This window comes from Sphaerisporangium viridialbum, from assembly GCF_049674955.1.
In the GTDB taxonomy this organism is placed as follows: Bacteria; Actinomycetota; Actinomycetes; order Streptosporangiales; family Streptosporangiaceae; genus Sphaerisporangium; species Sphaerisporangium viridialbum.
Genome location: NZ_CP187232.1, coordinates 6,980,183 through 6,997,851, shown reverse-complemented (window position 1 = coordinate 6,997,851; position 17,669 = coordinate 6,980,183). Strand labels below are relative to the sequence as shown.

Annotated in this window: 11 protein-coding genes and 1 riboswitch; of the genes, 7 read left to right on the top strand and 4 right to left on the bottom strand. The window is 71.7% G+C overall.

Annotation, left to right across the window (positions count from 1 at the left end):
• The first annotated feature begins 138 nt into the window (after nucleotides 1-138).
• On the top strand, nucleotides 139-1,461 hold the full coding sequence (locus ACOZ38_RS31650; protein WP_424534750.1) for an NYN domain-containing protein: 1,323 nt from the start codon (nucleotides 139-141) through the stop codon (nucleotides 1,459-1,461).
• Nucleotides 1,462-1,734: 273 nt separating this feature from the next.
• Nucleotides 1,735-2,655 (top strand): NlpC/P60 family protein, encoded by a 921-nt coding sequence (locus ACOZ38_RS31645; RefSeq protein ID WP_424534749.1) that lies wholly within the window; start codon nucleotides 1,735-1,737, stop codon nucleotides 2,653-2,655.
• A gap of 44 nt (nucleotides 2,656-2,699) precedes the next feature.
• Here ACOZ38_RS31645 and ACOZ38_RS31640 read toward each other — a convergent pair whose 3' ends face one another.
• Together ACOZ38_RS31640 and ACOZ38_RS31635 are read right to left on the bottom strand one after the other, a co-directional pair.
• Entirely contained in the window at nucleotides 2,700-4,022 is a 1,323-nt protein-coding gene (locus tag ACOZ38_RS31640; RefSeq protein ID WP_424534748.1) for an MFS transporter, read from the bottom strand.
• Entirely contained in the window at nucleotides 4,019-4,594 is a 576-nt protein-coding gene (locus ACOZ38_RS31635; protein ID WP_424534747.1) for an ArsR/SmtB family transcription factor, read from the bottom strand. The genes ACOZ38_RS31640 and ACOZ38_RS31635 overlap by 4 nt, the downstream gene beginning before the upstream one ends.
• Nucleotides 4,595-4,992: 398 nt before the next feature.
• Nucleotides 4,993-5,152: riboswitch (cyclic di-AMP (ydaO/yuaA leader) on the top strand.
• An 82-nt stretch (nucleotides 5,153-5,234) separates the two neighbouring features.
• Here ACOZ38_RS31635 and ACOZ38_RS31630 point away from each other — a divergent pair.
• The 4 genes from ACOZ38_RS31630 (at nucleotide 5,235) to ACOZ38_RS31615 (ending at nucleotide 9,429) form a co-directional block, all read left to right on the top strand.
• A complete protein-coding gene (locus ACOZ38_RS31630; RefSeq protein WP_424534746.1) occupies nucleotides 5,235-5,702 on the top strand; it encodes a C40 family peptidase in 468 nt (155 codons plus the stop codon).
• A gap of 271 nt (nucleotides 5,703-5,973) precedes the next feature.
• Nucleotides 5,974-6,807 (top strand): hypothetical protein, encoded by an 834-nt coding sequence (locus ACOZ38_RS31625; RefSeq protein WP_424534745.1) that lies wholly within the window; start codon nucleotides 5,974-5,976, stop codon nucleotides 6,805-6,807.
• A gap of 100 nt (nucleotides 6,808-6,907) precedes the next feature.
• The gene (locus tag ACOZ38_RS31620; RefSeq protein WP_424534744.1) at nucleotides 6,908-8,206 is read left to right on the top strand and encodes a M48 family metallopeptidase; all 1,299 of its coding nucleotides are present in this window, start codon (nucleotides 6,908-6,910) and stop codon (nucleotides 8,204-8,206) included.
• A complete protein-coding gene (locus ACOZ38_RS31615; protein ID WP_424534743.1) occupies nucleotides 8,203-9,429 on the top strand; it encodes a glycosyltransferase family 4 protein in 1,227 nt (408 codons plus the stop codon). The genes ACOZ38_RS31620 and ACOZ38_RS31615 overlap by 4 nt, the downstream gene beginning before the upstream one ends.
• Nucleotides 9,430-9,478: 49 nt before the next feature.
• Here the strand turns inward: ACOZ38_RS31615 and ACOZ38_RS31610 are convergent, their stop codons facing one another.
• A complete protein-coding gene (locus tag ACOZ38_RS31610; protein ID WP_424534742.1) occupies nucleotides 9,479-13,732 on the bottom strand; it encodes a HAMP domain-containing protein in 4,254 nt (1,417 codons plus the stop codon).
• A 520-nt stretch (nucleotides 13,733-14,252) separates the two neighbouring features.
• On the opposite strand from ACOZ38_RS31610, the gene ACOZ38_RS31605 reads away from it, so the two are divergent.
• Entirely contained in the window at nucleotides 14,253-15,740 is a 1,488-nt protein-coding gene (locus ACOZ38_RS31605; protein ID WP_424534741.1) for a sensor histidine kinase, read from the top strand.
• On the opposite strand, the gene ACOZ38_RS31600 is transcribed toward ACOZ38_RS31605, so the two are convergent.
• The gene (locus tag ACOZ38_RS31600) at nucleotides 15,731-17,530 is read right to left on the bottom strand and encodes an AMP-dependent synthetase/ligase (protein WP_424534740.1); all 1,800 of its coding nucleotides are present in this window, start codon (nucleotides 17,528-17,530) and stop codon (nucleotides 15,731-15,733) included. The two genes, ACOZ38_RS31605 and ACOZ38_RS31600, sit on opposite strands and share 10 nt — an antisense overlap.
• Between the last annotated feature and the right edge of the window lie 139 nt (nucleotides 17,531-17,669).

The window sequence follows — 17,669 nt, the reverse complement described above, 5'->3', positions numbered from 1 at the left end:
CGCGAGCGGGTGCCGCGGTGGCGTAAGGGGCGGCGGTGGGTGAGGAACCGGGTGCGAAGCGCGCTGACCACGAACGCGCCAGCCGTACCCTTGTCGGATAGACGGATTTTGAATGGCCAGTCAGCTAGGGGAAGACGGATGAGTTCAGCCGGAGAAGGCCTGTCTCGCCCGCTGCCCGAGCAGGTCCGCTTACATGTCGTCGAGCTGGCGGCCCAGGTGCTCGGCTCGATGCAGCCCGCCACGATCCCGCCGCCGCTGAAGGGCATCGCCAGGTTCGACCCGCGCAAGCGCGCCCGGCTGGGCAGCGCGCCGATCGCCGCGCAGCTGGAGACCGACAAGGAGTTCCGCGAGATTGTCGCCGAGGCGCTGCAGGAGGCGTGGCCCGAGCTGGTCGCCAGCCTGGAGGAGGGCAACGTCCCTCCCGCGGCCGAGCCGGTGCTCGTGGCCGCCGCCGCCTACCTCACGCGGCCTCCGGGCTGGCCCGACCTCGTGGAGACCGCCCGCGCCGACCTGGAGCAGGCCGCCGCGGCGGCCGAGGGCACCGCCCAGGAGCAGACGGTCGTACGGCTGCGCGAGCAGCTGGCCGCGCAGAAGGCGGCGGCCAAGGACGAGACCGACCGGCTGCGCGAGCAGCTCAGGGTGTCCAAGGCCGAGATCGCCGACCTGCGGCGCAGGCTCCACGACGCCAGGGAGCGCGTGCGGGTGGCCGAGGAGCGGGCCGCCGAGCTGCAGGTGCGCGAGCAGGAGGCGAGGGCGGCGGTGACCTCGGCGACCAGCGCGACCGAGAGTGAGCTGCGCAAGCTGCGCGAGCGCCTCACCGACGCCGAGCGGCAGGTGGAGGCCAGCAGGCGTGCGGCGCGCGAGGGGCGCAGCATCGAGGACGCCCGCATCCGCGTGCTCCTCGACAGCCTCCAGGACGCGGCGGCGGGGCTGCGCAGCGAGCTGGCACTGCCCGTCGCGATCAGCAAGCCGGCCGACTCCGTCACGGCGGTGAGCCCGGGCCGGCCGTCCGTGCGCGCCGTGCCCGCACGCGCGCTCGCCGACGACGACCCGGCCCTGCTCGACCAGCTCCTGGCCATCCCGCACCTGCACCTGGTCGTGGACGGCTACAACGTCACCAAGACCGGCTACCCCTCGCTGACCCTGCTCGACCAGCGCTCGCGGCTGCTCACCGGGCTCGGCGGCCTCGCCGTGCAGACCCGGGTCGAGGTCACCTGCGCGTTCGACGGCGCGGAGCTGAACGGCCCGGTGCAGGTGTCCGCGCCGCGCGGCGTGCGCGTGCTGTTCAGCGCGCCGGGGGAGATCGCCGACGACCTCATCAGGCAGCTCGTGCGCGCGGAGCCCCCGGGGCGCGCGGTCGCCGTCGTGTCGTCCGACCGCGAGGTGGCCGACTCGGTACGCCGCATGGGCGCCCGCCCGGTGCCGGCCACCCTCCTGCTCCGCCGCCTCAGCCGCGCCTGAGCCCGCCCGGCCCTCGGTCCCGGCGCCTTCGCGCCCGGGCTTGGAGGGCCGTTCTGGGGTGCCCCCTGAGACCGTCACCTGTCCGGTAAACGGGGGTTGTCTTATTGAAACCAATTACCGATGAAAAGGTGCAGTTAGCAGTGCGGCTTCTGTAAGATCTCGGCCCAGGTTGTCTCACTTGTCTCACATGAGGGGGCTGACGTCCCAGTGGTCGTGCGTGGCATCCGGGGAGCCGGGCGGGTACCGGTGGCCGCCGGGCTCATCGCCGCGGTCTTGTTGACGCAAGCAGGCGGAGCGGAGGCGAAGCCCAAGCCCACGGTCGCCCAGACCAAGGCGAGGCTCGCCAAGCTGAACGACCAGGCCGACAAGGTGGTGGACCGCTACAACCTGGCCGGCGAGCACTGGAAGAAGGCTCGCAAGGAGTACAACGACCTCAACGGCCGGCTCAAGAAGCAGCTCGACACCATCGAGGGGCTGCGCGCCGGCCTGGTGTCGGTCGCGGTCAGCACCTACCAGTCGGGCGACCTGCTGGCCTGGCCCAACCTCATCACCCAGGGCGACCCCGAGTCGCTGCTCAGCGGCCTCGCCTCGGTCGACCAGATGTCCGCGGGCCAGTCGCGCACCCTGGCGGAGTTCGAGGTCGCCACCCGCTCGGTCAAGGGGCAGCGCGACAAGGCCAAGGGCGCCTACGACAAGGCGATCAAGCTGCTCGACGACCTCCGCAAGCAGAAGAAGGACGTCGAGAAGCTGGTCGGCGAGCAGGAGCGCCTGCTCCGCAGCCTCAACGCCTACAACGCCGGCAACCCCAACAGCCCGGGCATCAAGTACACCGGCTCCGCCTCCGGCAACGCGCGCACGGCGCTCCAGTTCGCCTTCGCACAGGTGGGCAAGCCCTACCGGTACGGCGGGACCGGTCCAGGCTCCTACGATTGCTCGGGGCTCACCCAGGCGGCCTGGCGGGCCGCCGGGGTCAGCCTGCCGCGCACCGCCGCCGAGCAGTACTCCTGGGGGGCCTCACGCCGGGTCTCCCTGAACGCCCTGCAGCCGGGCGACCTGCTGTTCGCCTCCGGCCTCGGCCACGTCGGCATGTACGCGGGCGGCGGCAAGATGGTCCACGCCCCTCGTACGGGGGACATCGTGAAGGTCGTCCCGCTCTCGTCCTACCGGGGCATCTTCGGCGCCGTACGTCCCTGAGCGCCCTGCCCGGCTGGGTGAGGTGACCCGCCGGGAGGAGCGGCTCATCCTGCCCTGACGGCGGACGGGGGCGCCGTGGGCAGGTCCCTGTCGCGGCGGATCGGCCCGGCGAGCAGGACGAGACCCGTCAGCGCCAGGGCTCCCGTGATGATCCACATCGATGGGCGGACGCCGATGGCTTCACCGAGCACCCCGGCGATCAACGCGCCCAGCGGGAGCGTGCCGTAGTTGACGAACTGCATGCTGACCGAGACGCGGCCCATCAGCTCGCGGGGGCAGTACATCTGGCGGAAGGTCGACTTGATGACGTTGCCCGCCACCACGCCCGCGACGACGCCGAGGCCTCCCACGACCACGAACGCCAGGCCGGGGCCCGGGCTCGCCAGCGGGATGAGCAGGCCGAACGGCGCCCCGATCATCTCGCACACCATGAGGGCGCGGGCGCTTCCGAGGCGCCGCGAGATCCGGGTGGCGCTCGCGGCGCCGGCCACGCCGCCGAGGCTGGTGGCCGCGATCAGGGCGCCGGCCGTGCCGGGGCTCACGCCGATCTCACCGACCAGGAAGACGATGAAGATCGACTGGTAGCCGATGAGGGCGAGGTTGCTGACGGCCCCGAAGACCGTGAGCACGCGGAGATAAGGATCGCGGGCGACAAAGCGCAGCCCCTCGCCGATCTCCCGCCGCAGCGTGGTCGTCCGGCGTGCCCGGCTGACGGACGCCTCGCGTGTGCGCATCGCGAGCAGGCAGAGCGCCGAGACCAGGAACGTCAGCGCGTCGACCAGCAGGCCGGTGACGGCGCCGAAGAGCTGCGCTACCAGGCCGCCCAGACCGGGGCCCACGACCTGGGCGGCCGACTCGCTGCCCTGGAGCTTCGCGTTGCCCTCAGGCAGGTCGGCGACGGGGACCACGGCGGGAAGGTAGACCTGGTAGGCGGTCTGGAAGAACACCTTGGCGGTGCCGGCGAGCAGCGCGACGGCCAGCAGATGGCCGATGGTCAGCCGGCCCCACCAGGCGGCCACCGGGACGCTGAGGAACAGCAGCAGCGAGGCGGCGTCGCAGATCAGCATCACCGGCCGCCGGGGGAGGCGGTCGACCCACGCCCCGGCCGGCAGGCCGATGATCAGCCAGGGCAGCCACGCCGCCGCCGTCAGCAGTGCCACGACGAACGTGCTCGTGTGCAGGACGGTGATCGCGACCAGGGGCAGGGCGACGCTGGTGAGGGTGCTGCCGAAGCTGCTGGCGGTCTCTCCGGTCCACAGCAGCCGGAAGTCGCGGTCGCGCAACAGGCCGCCCCTGCGGCGGCGTACGGCGCCCGGGCCGGTGGGACCGGCGGCGCCGGTGTGGGTCTGGGTGCCGGCGTCGCTCACGGCTGCCCCGGGACGCCGAAGGCGAACAGGAACACCGGGTCGCGCCGCTCCCCGTCGTCGGGCACCTCGCGCTTCGCCCACCGGTCGAAGAGGGCGGTGACCTCCTTGGAGAGCTCGTACAGCTCGGACGGCGTCAGGCGCAGCCACTTGTCGGTGGCGAACGGGCCGTCCCCCCAGGCCTCGTGCTCGTCGTCCCCGGCGGAGTACCAGGCGCGTACCAGGCTGACGTGGTGGTCGAGGTTGAGCGAGGTCGCGGCGTTGGCGATGGCCGCCGCGGCCGGGTCGTCGCCGAAGTCCTTGGTGGACCAGCGCACGCCGGCCGACACCAGCCGCCACCAGCGCTCGCGGCGGTCGCGGGCCAGCTCGGGGGCCTCCTCGATCAGCTCGCTGGCGCCCAGCACCCGCAGGTGGTGGCTGACGTTGGCGACGGCCTGGCCGGTGCGCTCGGCGAGCATGCTGGCCGTCGAGGGGCCGTCCACCTTCAGCACGTCCATGAGACGGCGCCGCAGGGGGTGGGCCAGGGCGGCGAGCACCCGCGAGTCGGTGATCGTACGGATGTTCTCTTGATCCATGGCACCAGGCTGGCATGCGCAACGGCTGCTGCGCAAGAGTTGTTGCGGAACAGTTCTTGCGGATCCCGATGACCGAAACCCTCGGCACAAGATCGCCGACTCCTGGGGCGGGAGTGACGGCTGTGACTCGCGAGTGGTGCCGTTTCGGGATATGTGAGGGGAATCACATTTAGGTAAATGAGGCCCCTGATTTGCAGGCATTATGCGTTATCGATCACCGGTAATTGATCTAGGGACTTGCCCGCGCCTTTGCCTACATTTGAGGATCTGTGTAGCTTCTGGGCCGCGGCGAGCACGCCATGCCGTCGTGAGCGAAGCCGGTCCGACCGGTCGATGTACCGCAGAACAAATCCATTGGTCACCGCCGTCGAAGTAAGGCGCGAATCAGGACCGCAGGCAGCGGTGACCTGCCGAATCCGTGCGGCAAGGAGCACGGAACCGGGGACCCAATTGATCCTAAATGTGGGGTCAGGGGGTGAATCGGCGCCGTTGGTGCCGTAGGGCGACTTCCAAGCCCGAATCCGTCAGCTAACCCGGTAGGCGTGAGTGGAAGAATCAAGGAGCGATCCTGTCCAGCACCACGCATAACCCCCGCCTGTCTCGCTTCGCCCGTCTCTCCCTCGGCGGTGTCGTGCTCACCATGACGGCCTCGGCCGGGGCGGTCGCGATGCAGGCGACGGCGGCTGACGCCGCCACGGTGACCACCGCTCAGAGCTCCTCCAAGCTGAGCAAGGTCGCCAAACAGCGAATCAAGGCGCACACGGCCGTCTCCGTGGCCAAGAAGCAGGTCGGCGATCCGTACCGGTGGGGTGCCAGCGGCCCCGGCGCGTTCGACTGCTCAGGGCTCGTCATGTACGCCTGGCGCAAGGCCGGCGTGAAGCTTCCTCGCATCGCGGCCAGCCAGTTCCGCTCTGTGAAGAAGAAGATCTCCTGGAAGAACCTCAAGCCGGGCGACCTGATGTTCTTCAGCGGCCTCGGTCACGTCGGCATGTACGTCGGGCACGGCAAGATGATCCACTCCCCGCACAGCGGTGCGCGGGTGCGCATCGACAAGCTGAGCGGCTACCGCAAGGCCGCCTTCGTTGGAGCGGTCCGCCCCGGAGTGTGACCCGCGTGCCAGGGGACTTCCCAGGACTCCTTTCCCGAGAAGCCTCTCCGGCGGCACGCTGAGCACGCGAAGGTCGTGAGGGCCCCGTCCACCTCTCTCCCCTCGAGGCGGACGGGGCCTTCGCACGTCTCCGGCCCCGCCCCTGCCCGCCGGAGCGGGCGGGTGGGGCGGGCCGGGTCCGAGGGAGCGGGCTGGTGGGGCGGGCCGGGTCCGCCGGAGCGGGCGGGTGCGGGCGGGCCGGGCCCTGGGAGCGGGCAGGTAGATTGCCCGCATGCGCGTCGTCTGGCTCTGGGCCGCACTGGCGGGGCTGCTGGCCGCGCTGTCGGGTCCCCCCGCCGGCGACGGCCCGTGGTCTCGTGCGGGCTCGGTGATGCGCGAGCGTCCGGAGATCTGGTCAGGGGCCGAGGTGGTACGGGGCGTGCGTTCCGCCGTCATCGGACGGCCGGGCGGCGCGGGCGGCCCGGGCCTCGCGGGCCTGGCCGACCTCGCCCGCAGGGCCGACCGCGCCGCCCGCACCGTGTCCCGGGTCGCGGGCCCCGTACGGCCGCTCATCCTGGTCCCCGCGACCACCGACCAGGCCGCGAGGCTCGCCGCGCCCGCCGCGGTGGGCGGGCTGGCCGCGGTGGCCGGCACCGACCGCGTGATCATCGAGCCGAGCTCGTTCGCCCGCCTGACCGGCGCGGGCCGCGACGTCGTCCTGGCCCACGAGCTCACGCACGTCGCCACCGGGGCGGCGACCGACGGGCGTACGCCCAAGTGGCTGATCGAGGGGTTCGCCGACTACGTCGGCTACCTCCGCTCTGGGATCCCCGTCGCCTCCGCGGCGGCCGAGCTGGCCGCCGAGGTGCGTGCCGGGAGCCTGCCGGGCGCGCTCCCGGGCCCGGCCTTGTTCGCCGCCGGGTCCGCGCGGCTGGCGCAGGCGTACGAGGAGGCGTGGCTCGCCTGCCGGTATGTCGCGGGGCGCTTCGGCGAGCGGGCCCTTGTGACCCTCTACCGTGAGTCCATGCGAAGTGACCCGCGGACCGCGCTCGGCCGGGCTCTGGGCATGACCACGGAGCAGTTCACCGCCGCCTGGCGTGAGTACGTCCGAAGGGAGCTCTCGTGACGACGACCCCGCGCCCCAGGCGTGATGTGAGGGGCCCGGCCGCCACGGCGGCGGGCCGCCCGGGGCATGGAGCGGGCGTCCGGGGGAGGGGGCCGGTGGGATGGCGGGGCTGATCGATGAGGCCCGCAGCGGCGTGCGCGCGGGCGGGGCGGCGCGTGCGGCGGGCATCGCGCTCGTCGTGCTGGGCGTGGCCCTGGCCGCCGTGGTCGCGGTCACCACGCCGTGGCGGCCGCTGCCGGGTGCCGCCCCGGCCGTGACGCCCGATCCCGCGCGCGACTTCACCCCCGGGCAGATCTCCCGCGCCGCCGCGTTCGACGCCGCCGTCAACGTCCCTGTGTACCTTTCGCTGGCGGTCACTCTGGTCGTCGCGGGCGTGCTGGTCCTGACGCCGTTCGGCGCGTGGGTCACGGGCCGCCTCAGGGGGCCGTGGTGGCTGCGCACGCTGCTCGGCGTCCTCGCGCTCTCGGCCCTGAGCCTGCTGGTCAAGTGGCCGCTCGGCATGTGGTACGAGACCCGCCTGCGGGCCTTCGGCCTGTCCACGCAGCACTGGCCCGCCTGGTCGGCCGACCGGCTCAAGACCTTCGGCGTCCAGACCGTGCTGGTCGCGATCATGGTGCTGGCCATAGTGTGGCTGGCCCGCCGGGCGCCGCGGCGCTGGTGGATCCCTGCGGCGGCGGGGGCTTTCCTGCTCACCGTGGTCGCCTCGTTCGTCTACCCGGTCGTCGTGGAGCCGCTGTTCAACGACTTCACGCCGCTGCCTGAGGGGCGGCTGCGCAGCGACCTGATCGCCATGGCGAGCCGCGACGGCGTCCCCGTCGAGGACGTGCTGGTCGCCGACGCCTCACGCAGGACCACCGCGCTCAACGCCTACGTCTCCGGGTTCGGGGCGACGCGGCGCATCGTCGTGTACGACACGCTGCTGCGGGCGCCGGCGGGCGAGGTCGAGCTGGTCGTCGCCCACGAGCTCGGCCACGCCAAGAACGGCGACGTCCTGTACGGCACGCTGGTCGGCGCGCTCGGCGCCGCCGCCGGGGCCTGTCTGCTGTTCATGGTGGTCTCGCTCCCCTCGGTGCGGCGCCGCGCCGGCGTCGCGTCGGTGGGCGACCCCCGGGCGGTCGGGCTCCTGCTCGGCCTGATGAGCCTGGCCACCGTGCTCTCCGGCCCCGCCGAGAACGTCGTCAGCCGCCAGATCGAGACCAGGGCGGACGTGCACGCGCTCGACCTGACCCGCGACCCGGCGACGTTCGCGGCGATGCAGAAGCGCCTCGCCGTGACCAACATCTCCGACCTGTCGCCCGACGCCTTCGAGTACCTCATGTACGCGTCCCACCCGACGAGCCCGCAGCGCCTCGCCCTCGCACGCTCCTGGGCCCGCCTGCACGGGCTGCCGGAGCCGTGACCCCGCCCGAGTGCGACCCCGGGCACGCGAAGACGCTGGTCGTGACCAACGACTTCCCGCCGAGGCCCGGCGGCATCCAGGCATTCGTGCACGCGCTCGCCGTACGCCGCCCGCCGGGCTCCGTCACCGTCTACGCGCCCCGGTGGGACGGCTGGCAGGAGTTCGACGCGCGGCAGCCGTACCGCGTCGTGCGGCATCCCACGTCGCTGATGCTGCCCGTGCCCGACGTCGCCAGGCGGGCCGCCGCGCTGGTGCGCGAGGAGGGGTGCGACACGGTCGTGTTCGGCGCGGCGGCGCCCCTCGGCATCCTGGCGCCCTCGATGCGCGCGGCGGGAGCGCGGCGGGTGGTCATGCTGACCCACGGCCACGAGGCCGCCTGGGCGGGCGTGCCGCTCGTGCGGGGACTGCTCGCGAGGATCGGCTCCCACGCGGACGCGATCACCTACCTCGGCGACTACACCCGCGAGAGGCTGGCGCGGGTGATGCCGCCCGCGAAGCTCGTACGGCTCGCGCCAGGCGTGGACACCGAGGCCTTCCACCGGGGTGCGGGCGGCGCCGGGGTGCGGGTGTCGCTCGGCATCGGCGAACGGCCCGTCGTGGTGTGCGTCTCCCGGCTGGTCCCGCGCAAGGGGCAGGACACGCTCGTACGCTGCTGGCCGGCGGTGCTGCGGGACGTGCCGGACGCCGTGCTGCTGCTGGTCGGCGGCGGGCCGTCCCGCGGCGCCCTCGAACAGGCGATCAGCTCGGCCGGCCTGAACGACTCGGTCATCCTGACGGGGTCCGTTCCGTGGAACACCCTGCCCGCCTACTACGACGCCGGTGACGTGTTCGCCATGCCGTGCCGCACGCGGCTGGGCGGGCTCGACGTGGAGGGCCTCGGCATCGTGTACCTGGAGGCGTCGGCCACCGGGCTGCCGGTCGTCGCGGGCGCCTCCGGCGGCGCGCCCGACGCGGTGCGCGACGGCGAGACGGGCGTGGTGGTGGACGGCGAGGATCCGGCCGCGGTGGCGTCGGCCCTGACGGCCCTGCTGAACGACCCGGCCCGCGCCCGCGAGATGGGCGAGCGGGGCCGCGCCTGGATCGAGCGCGAGTGGCGCTGGGACCTCGTGGCCGACCGCTTCGCAGGGCTCCTGTCCCACCCCGGCCCCGGCCGCACGGAAACCGGCTCGGCCCCCGACACCGGCTGGGCCCCCGACACCGGCTCGGCCGACGGCCTGAGGTGAGCATCTCGGCTTTCGGGCGTCGGGGGTCAGTTCGTCGCCGGCCCGAGCCTCACAGCTCCAGCCAGCGCTGCATGCGGTCGATGAGCTCCTCGGCGTCCACGGGCTTGGTGACGTAGTCGCTGGCGCCCGAGGAGAGGGTCTTCTCCCGGTCGCCGTGCATGGCCTTGGCGGTCACCGCGATGATCGGCAGGTTGGCGAAGCGGGGCATCTCGCGGATCGCGGCCGTCGCGGCGTACCCATCCATCTCGGGCATCATGATGTCCATCAGCACGAGGTCGACGTCGTCGTTGCGCATGAGCACCTCGATGCCCTTGCGGCCGTTCTCGGCGTAGAGCACCTGCATGCCGTGCAGTTCGAGGATGTTGGTCAGCGCGAAGACGTTGCGGACGTCGTCGTCGATCACCAGCACCTTGCGGCCGAGCAGGGCGCTGTCGACCTTCTCGACGTCGCGGGCCACCTCGTCGGGGGTGGTCTGCACCAGGGGCAGCACATCGCCGGGCCCCTTCGCCGACAGGTGGAGCGTGATGCGCTCGCGAAGCTCGTCCAGGCTGGGCAGGCGCTCCAGCGGCTGGGTGCGCGAGCGGCCCTGCAGGAGGTTCTCCTGGGGGCGGGTGAGCTTGCGCGTGTGATGGGCGAGCACCGGAAGCGAGCGCAGGACGGAGTCCTCGTCGAGCCTGCGCAGGAACTCCGCCGCCGCGTCGTGCGGCATGCCGAGGTCGAGCACGATGCAGTGGTAGCCATCGCGGACCAGCGCGGCGAGCGCGCTGTCGGGGTTGCTGGCGGTGGTCACCCGTACGGGCCCGTGGGTCTCCGTCAGATCGCTCACGACGCTCTGCGCCAGCAGGGACAGCAGCCCGTTCGGCCTGGCCTCCACGACGAGCAGGCGGCGCCCGTTCTCACCGGGCGCGCCGCCGGGGCCGGCCGGCGCGGGCAGCTCCACCGCCTCCGCCGGCGCCGTGTCGAACGGCTGGGCGCCGAAGGACGCGGCAGGGGAGGGCGCCGTGGCGGGATCCCCGGAGAAGTGCGTCATCGGCAGGTAGAGGCTGAACGTGCTGCCCTCGCCGAGGGTGCTCACCGCGCGGATCTCGCCGTTGAACAGCGTGGCGATCTCGCGGCTGATGGACAGGCCGAGGCCCGTGCCGCCGTACTTGCGGCTCGTGGTGCCGTCGGCCTGCTGGAAGGCGTCGAAGATCTGCGAGAGGTTCTCCTCGGCGATGCCGATGCCGGTGTCCACCACGTGGAAGGCGAGGGCCTGCTGCCTCGGCCCGGCGGGGAGGTCCATCTCACCGGCCCGCTCGACGCGGAGCCGCACCGAGCCCGCCTCGGTGAACTTCACCGCGTTGGACAGCAGGTTGCGCAGCACCTGGCGGAGCCGCTGCTCGTCCATCAGGAGCTGGGTGGGGACGTCCGAGCCCACCCTGACGTCGAACCGCAGCCCCTTCTCCGTGGTCAGCGGCCTGAACGTCGCCTCGACGTAGTCGAGGAGCTGGCGGATGTGGAACGGCTCCAGGGTGAGGTCCATCTTGCCGGCCTCGATCTTGGACAGGTCGAGGATGTCGTTGATGAGCTGGAGCAGGTCGGTGCCCGCCGAGTGGATGACGTTGGCGTACTCCACCTGCTTGGCGGTGAGGTTGCGAGCGGGGTTCTGCGCGAGGAGCTGGGCGAGGATCAGCAGCGAGTTGAGCGGTGTGCGCAGCTCGTGGCTCATGTTGGCCAGGAACTCGCTCTTGTACTTCGAGGCGAGCGCGAGCTGCTGGGCGCGGTCCTCCAGCTCCTGGCGGGCCTGCTCGATCTCGATGTTCTTGGTCTCGATGTCGCGGTTCTGCTGGGCGAGCAGCTCGGCCTTCTCCTCCAGCTCGGCGTTGGAGCGCTGGAGCTCCTCCTGGCCGACCTGCAGCTCGGTCGCGAGCCGCTGCGACTCGGTCAGCAGGGCGTCGGTGCGGGCGTTGGCGACGATGGTGTTGACGTTGACGCCGATCGTCTCGACGAGCTGCTCCAGGAAGTCGCGGTGGGTCTGCGTGAACCTGTTGAGGCTGGCCAGCTCGATCACGCCGAGAACCTGGTCCTCGACCACGATGGGCAGCACGATGAGGTTGACCGGGCCCGCCTGGCCGAGGCTGGAGGAGATCGTGAGGTAGCCCGGGGGGACCTCCTCGACCAGGATGGTGCGCTTGGCGAGCGCGGCCTGCCCGACCAGCGAGTCGCCCAGGGCGTACCGGCGGGACACCTCCTGGTGGCCGTAGCTGCCGACCACCAGCAGCTCGGTGGCGCCCGCGGTCTCCTCGGCGAGCAGGAAGGTGCCGTGCTGCGCGGACACCAGGGGCGCCAGCTCGTTCATGACCAGCTCGGCGACGACGGCGAGGTCGCGGTGGCCCTGCATGAGCCCCGAGATGCGGGCCAGGTTGGTCTTGAGCCAGTCTTGCTCCTGGTTCGCCCTGGTGGTCTCCCTGAGGGACTTCACCATGGAGTTGATGTTGTCCTTGAGCTCGGCCACCTCGCCGGAGGCGTCGACGGTGATCGAGCGCGTGAGGTCGCCCGAGGTGACCGCGCTGGTCACCTCGGCGATGGCGCGCACCTGCCGGGTGAGGTTGCCGGCCAGCTCGTTGACGTTCTCGGTGAGGCGCTTCCAGGTGCCGGAGACGCCCTCGACCTCCGCCTGGCCGCCCAGCCTGCCCTCGCTGCCGACCTCGCGGGCGACGCGGGTGACCTCGGCCGCGAAGGAGGAGAGCTGGTCGACCATCGTGTTGATCGTGGTCTTGAGTTCCAGGATCTCGCCGCGCGCGTCGACGTCGATCTTCTTGGTCAGGTCGCCCTGGGCGACCGCCGTGGTGACCTGGGCGATGTTGCGGACCTGGCTGGTGAGGTTGTTCGCCATGGAGTTGACGTTGTCGGTGAGGTCCTTCCAGGTGCCGGCGACGTTCGGCACGCGGGCCTGGCCGCCGAGCTGGCCCTCGGTGCCGACCTCGCGGGCCACGCGGGTGACCTCGTCGGCGAAGGCGCTCAGCGTCTCGACCATCGTGTTGATCGTCTGCGCCAGCGCGGCCACCTCGCCCTTGGCCTCGACCGTGATCTTCTGGGAGAGGTCGCCCCTGGCCACCGCGGTCGCCACCTGGGCGATCGACCGCACCTGGCCGGTGAGGTTGGATCCCATGACGTTGACGTTGTCGGTGAGGTCCTTCCAGGTGCCGGACACGCCCCGGACGGTCGCCTGGCCGCCGAGGTTGCCCTCGGTGCCGACCTCGCGGGCGACGCGGGTGACCTCGTCGGCGAACGCCGAGAGCTGGTCGACCATCGTGTTGATGGTCTCCTTCAGCTCCAGGATCTCGCCGCGCGCGTCCACCCTGATCTTCTGCGACAGGTCGCCCTTGGCCACCGCGGTGGTGACCTCGGCGATGCTGCGCACCTGGGCCGTGAGGTTGTCGGCCATGACGTTCACCGACTCGGTGAGCGCTTTCCAGGTGCCGGAGACGCCCTTGACGTCCGCCTGGCCGCCGAGGCGGCCCTCGGTGCCGACCTCGCGGGCGACGCGGGTGACCTCGTCGGCGAAGGAGGAGAGCTGGTCGACCATCGTGTTCAGTGTGTTCTTGAGCTCGAGGATCTCGCCGCGGGCCGAGACGGTGATCTTCTGCGACAGGTCGCCGCGCGCGACGGCCGTGGCGACCTGCGAGATGTTGCGGACCTGGTCGGTGAGGTTGCCGGCCATGGAGTTCACCGAGTCGGTGAGGTCGCGCCAGGTGCCCGCGACCTCGGTGACCTGCGCCTGGCCGCCCAGCCGCCCTTCGGTGCCGACCTCGCGGGCGACGCGGGTGACCTCGTCGGCGAAGGAGGAGAGCTGGTCGACCATCGTGTTGATGGTGTTCTTGAGCTCGAGGATCTCGCCGCGGGCCGAGACGGTGATCTTCTGCGACAGGTCGCCCTTGGCGACCGCCGTGGTGACCTGGGCGATGCTGCGGACCTGGTCGGTGAGGTTGCCCGCCATGGCGTTCACCGAGTCGGTGAGGTCCTTCCAGGTGCCGGAGACGCCGGGCACCTCGGCCTGCCCGCCGAGCTGGCCCTCGGTGCCGACCTCCCTGGCCACGCGGGTCACCTCGGAGGTGAACAGCGAGAGCTGGTCGACCATGCCGTTGAAGACGGTCGCGATCTCCTTGTAGAGCCCGTCGCCGTCCTCGGGCAACCGGGTGCCGAAGTCTCCGTCGCGGACCGCCGTGAGCCCCGCCAGCAACTGCCGCAGGTCGACCTCGGGACCGCCCCCGCCGCTCCGGCCCGGCCGGCCGCGCTTGGCGGTGCTTACGCTCTCAACCATGTCCACCCTTTGGGATCGCGCCAACACCTCGCCAAGCCATCGTATAGACGTGTTCACGGCATCGATGAGCTCTTGTGGCGGCCGGGTCAGGTGGCCCGGGGCGCGGCCTCGGCCGTAGAGGGCTGCCCGCCTACTACGACGCCGGAGACGTGTTCGCCATGCCGTGCCGTACCCGGCTGCCCCCTGCCATGACCGGTGGGATCACGATGAGTCCCTGGATTGAGATCGTCCTGCCATGAACGGGTGCCGGGGCCGCCCGTCGCCGCGATGCCGCGGGCGACCGGGGGCTCGAGCGCGCGGCTGGTCTCATTGCCGTGACCTGGGCTGACGTAGACCTTAATGCGCCCCGGTGGCCCGCCCGCCGTCCGGACGGTAAGCACCAGGCCAGCGATCGGTAATAAATTGTTTTGCTTTCTGTATGCATTGTGGTGATTGGCGGTAAAGCGCGCTGAATATGCAAAGAGATGGCGTTACGTTTATTCTCCTCGCGTTTGCCCGGATATAGGGAGCAAGATTCGCCTTGAGGTTCAGATGGCACCGGCTGCCACGTCCGCGCTCGATCCAGGGTCGCTTCACCCTGACCGTGGGGATGCTGTCCCTGATCGTCCTCACCGTGATCGGTGTCGGTTTCGACCTCGGCATCCGCAACAGGATCGAGGATCACATCTACGGCGAGACGCAACGGGCCGCCATCGACTGGATCGCGTCGATGCGACCGGGCCTGGTGGCGCCGCCCGAGGCGATGGGTCACGTCGACTACCTCCAGCTCGTCGATTCCCGTGGCGGGGTGGTCGCGGCCAGCACGTCGGCGGCGCGGCTGCCGCCGATCAGCAAGGACCGGTTCATCGACGAGCGCCCCCGCTACCTCACCGAGTGCCCGCCCCAGGGCGGCTGCCTCCTGGTCGTGGCCATGCGGGTCCTTCCGCAGGCGAACCTGCTGCTGTGGGGCGGCGAGCGCCACTACGTGTACGCCGGGACCAAAGAGCCCGCCATCCTGGCCACGCGCTACCTGGAGGGCGCCATCGCCGCCCTGGTGCTGCTCATCTCCGCCGCCGTCGCCTGGATCACCTGGAGCGTCGTGGGCCGGACGCTGCGTCCGGTGGCGGCGATCCGCGAGATGGTGTGCGAGGCCACGGTGAACGACCTGAGCACGCGGGTCCCGGAGCCGCCCGGCGACGACGAGATCGCCCGGCTCGCCCGCACCTCCAACGAGTTCCTCGAGCAGCTGGAGCAGGCCGTTACCTACCAGCGCCGCTTCGCCGCCATGGCCTCGCACGAGCTCAGGTCACCGGTCGCCGCCCTGCGGGTGCAACTCGAGGAGGCGCTGACCTACCCCGACGAAGTGAATCCGCACGAGACCATCCGGAGAACGCTCAGGACGGCGGAGCGCTTCCAGGCGCTCATCGACGAGGTGCTGGCGTACACGCGGGTCAAGAAGACGCACATGTCACCCCCCGCGCCGCTCGACCTCGCCGCGCTCGTGCGGGAGGAGGTGGAGGCCAGGACCCACGGCACGCCGGTGCGGATCCGCGGCGGCGGCGAGCTGGTCGTGCTCGGCAGGCGGCTGCAGCTGATCGGAGTCCTGGGCAACCTGCTGACGAACGCGCAGCGGCACGCTCACTCGCGCGTCGACGTCACCGTGGAACGCGTGGGCGACCAGGCCGTCGTGACCGTGCTGGACGACGGTGACGGCATCGCTCCCGGGGACCGCGAGCGGGTCTTCGACCCCTTCGTCCGCCTGGCGGACGGACGGCGCCGCGACCCGGGCGGCAGCGGGCTCGGCCTCGCCATCTGCCGGGAGACCGCCAAGACCCACAGAGGAACCCTCACGGTCGAGGACTCTCCGCGAGGCGCGCGGTTCGTGCTCCGCCTGCCGCTCATGGACGCCGACCGCGCCCCGGCCCGGACCGCCGACCGCGCCCCGGCCCGGACCGCCGACCGCGCCCCGGCCCGGACCGCCGACCGCGCCCCGGCCCGGACGCGACTGGCCTCGACTCGTCAGCCGTAGAGGGCGTCGATGTCCTTGGCGAAGTCGCGGACGACCAGGTTGCGCTTGACCTTGAGCGACGGGGTGAGGTGGCCGCTCTCCTCGGTGAAGTCCGTCTCCAGGATGACGAACTTCTTCACCTGCTCGGCCTTGGAGACCTGGGTGTTCGCGTCGTCCACGGCGGCCTGGACGGCGGCGGTCACGGCCGGGTCGGAGGTGAGCTCGGCGAGCGAGGCGCCGGACCTGCCGTTGGCGTCCTTCCACTGGTCGAGGGCCTCGGGGTCCAGCGTGACCAGGGCCGCGACGAACGGCCGGTCGTCGCCGACCACCATGGCCTGGCTGACCAGCGGGTGGGCGCGGATGCGGTCCTCCAGGGGCGCGGGCGCGACGTTCTTGCCCGCGGCGGTGACGATGAGCTCCTTCTTCCTGCCGGTGATCCGCAGGTAGCCGTCCTTGTCCAGCTCGCCGACGTCGCCGGTGTGGAACCAGCCGTCGGCGTCGACGGCCTCGGCGGTGGCCTGCTCGTTGTTCCAGTAGCCGTCGAAGACGTGGCGGCCCTTGACCAGCACCTCGCCGTCGTCGGCGACGCCGATGGTCACGCCGGGGAACGGCTTGCCGACGGTGCCGATCTTGTTGGCGCCCGGGATGTTCACGGTCGAGGGGGCGGAGGTCTCGGTGAGGCCCCAGCCCTCGTAGATCTCGATGCCCGCGCCCTTGAAGAAGTTGCCGAGCCGCTCGCCGAGCGCCGAGCCGCCGGAGACGGCCGCGTTGAGCCTGCCACCGGTGGCCGCGCGCAGCTTGCCGTACACGAGCCTGTCGAACAGGGCTCGCCTGAGCCGGAGGCCGAGCCCGGCGCCGCCGGAGCTCTCGGCGCGGCTCCACGCGATCGCGGTGTCCACCGCGCGGTGGAAGATCTTGCTCTTGAGCCCGCCCCCGGCGGAGGCCTTCTGCTCGGCGGCGTTGTAGACCTTCTCGAACACGCGGGGCACGCCGAGCAGGAAGGTCGGCTTGAAGGACTGCAGGTCGGGGGCGACGTTCTTCATGTTGGGGGTGTGCGCGAGGACGGTGCTGGTCTCGATCAGCACGACCTCGATGATGCGGGCGAAGCTGTGGGCCAGCGGCAGGAACAGCAGCGCGGCCCGGCCGTCGACCTCGAACAGCGCCTCCAGCGGGCCCTTCGCGACGTTGTGCGCCGTGAACAGCAGGTTGTCGTGGGTGAGGCGGCAGCCCTTGGGACGGCCCGTCGTGCCCGAGGTGTAGATGATCGTGGCGAGGTCGCGGCCGCCGCGCGCGCGGCGGCGCTCCTTGAACGTCTCGTCGGGCACGTCCGCGCCGGCGGCGGTCAGCTCGGCGAACGCGCCCCCCTCGATGCGCCAGATGACCGGGTCTCCGGCGACGCCGGAGAGGGCCTGCCTCACGGTCTCCTCGTGGGACCCGGTCTCGACGATCACGCCCTTCGCGCCGCTGTCGGACACGATCCAGCTCACCTGGTCGGCGGAGGAGGTCTCGTAGATCGGGACGCTCACCGCGCCCGCGGCCCAGATGGCGTAGTCGGCGACCGTCCACTCGTAGCGGGTGCGCGACATGAGCGCCACGCGGTCGCCCGGCTCGACGCCCGCGTCGATCAGGCCCCTGGCCACCCCGGCGACCTGGTCGCGGAACTCGGCGGCGGTGACGGGGGCCCAGGCGTCGCCGGCCTTGCGGCTGATCACCACTGCCTGGGGCTCCTGGTCGCCGCGCCTGAACACCGTGTCGGCGCAGTTGGCGGATGCCGGTACGTCCACCAGCACGGGAACGCTGTACTCGCGCACGGTCACTCCTCTGGGTGCACGCAGGAAGGATGTCTCTGCCGGAGGGCTGCCTGGACGCTATCGCTTCGCGTCGCGCGGGGATAGTCCGTCACCCACCGTTCATAACGGCCGATTCACGCTATCAGGGTCGTCCGGCGGC